Annotated in this window: 1 rRNA gene; it reads right to left on the bottom strand. The window is 56.7% G+C overall.

Going from position 1 to position 1,553, the window contains the following annotated elements:
* Positions 1–27 precede the first annotated feature (27 nt).
* Positions 28–1,551, bottom strand: a 16S ribosomal RNA gene (locus tag ACIQC0_RS15765).
* Positions 1,552–1,553: the final 2 nt, after the last annotated feature.

The following is a 1,553-nucleotide window of genomic DNA, read 5'->3' on the forward strand; positions in this document are numbered from 1 at the left end:
AGGCAATGACCTGTAGGTGCTCCTTAGAAAGGAGGTGATCCAGCCGCACCTTCCGGTACGGCTACCTTGTTACGACTTAGTCCCAATCGCCAGTCCCACCTTCGACAGCTCCCTCCCACAAGGGGTTAGGCCACCGGCTTCGGGTGTTACCAACTTTCGTGACTTGACGGGCGGTGTGTACAAGGCCCGGGAACGTATTCACCGCAGCGTTGCTGATCTGCGATTACTAGCGACTCCGACTTCATGGGGTCGAGTTGCAGACCCCAATCCGAACTGAGACCGGCTTTTTGGGATTAGCTCCACCTCACAGTATCGCAACCCTTTGTACCGGCCATTGTAGCATGCGTGAAGCCCAAGACATAAGGGGCATGATGATTTGACGTCGTCCCCACCTTCCTCCGAGTTGACCCCGGCAGTCTCCTATGAGTCCCCACCATCACGTGCTGGCAACATAGAACGAGGGTTGCGCTCGTTGCGGGACTTAACCCAACATCTCACGACACGAGCTGACGACAACCATGCACCACCTGTGAACCAGCCCCAAAGGGGAAGGACTGTTTCCAGCCCGGTCCGGTCCATGTCAAGCCTTGGTAAGGTTCTTCGCGTTGCATCGAATTAATCCGCATGCTCCGCCGCTTGTGCGGGCCCCCGTCAATTCCTTTGAGTTTTAGCCTTGCGGCCGTACTCCCCAGGCGGGGCACTTAATGCGTTAGCTACGGCGCGGAAAACGTGGAATGTCCCCCACACCTAGTGCCCAACGTTTACGGCATGGACTACCAGGGTATCTAATCCTGTTCGCTCCCCATGCTTTCGCTCCTCAGCGTCAGTTAATGCCCAGAGACCTGCCTTCGCCATCGGTGTTCCTCCTGATATCTGCGCATTTCACCGCTACACCAGGAATTCCAGTCTCCCCTACATCACTCTAGTCTGCCCGTACCCACCGCAGATCCGGAGTTGAGCCCCGGACTTTCACGGCAGACGCGACAAACCGCCTACGAGCTCTTTACGCCCAATAATTCCGGATAACGCTTGCGCCCTACGTATTACCGCGGCTGCTGGCACGTAGTTAGCCGGCGCTTCTTCTGCAGGTACCGTCACTTTCGCTTCTTCCCTACTGAAAGAGGTTTACAACCCGAAGGCCGTCATCCCTCACGCGGCGTCGCTGCATCAGGCTTGCGCCCATTGTGCAATATTCCCCACTGCTGCCTCCCGTAGGAGTCTGGGCCGTGTCTCAGTCCCAGTGTGGCCGGTCACCCTCTCAGGCCGGCTACCCGTCGTCGCCTTGGTAAGCCATTACCTCACCAACAAGCTGATAGGCCGCGAGTCCATCCAAAACCACAAAAAGCTTTCCACCCCCCACCATGCGATGAGGAGTCATATCCGGTATTAGACCCAGTTTCCCAGGCTTATCCCAGAGTTAAGGGCAGGTTACTCACGTGTTACTCACCCGTTCGCCACTAATCCACCAGCAAGCTGGCTTCATCGTTCGACTTGCATGTGTTAAGCACGCCGCCAGCGTTCATCCTGAGCCAGGATCAAACTCTCCGTTGAAG

It is taken from the genome of Pseudarthrobacter sp. NPDC092419, assembly GCF_044755045.1.
Classification (GTDB): Bacteria; Actinomycetota; Actinomycetes; order Actinomycetales; family Micrococcaceae; genus Arthrobacter.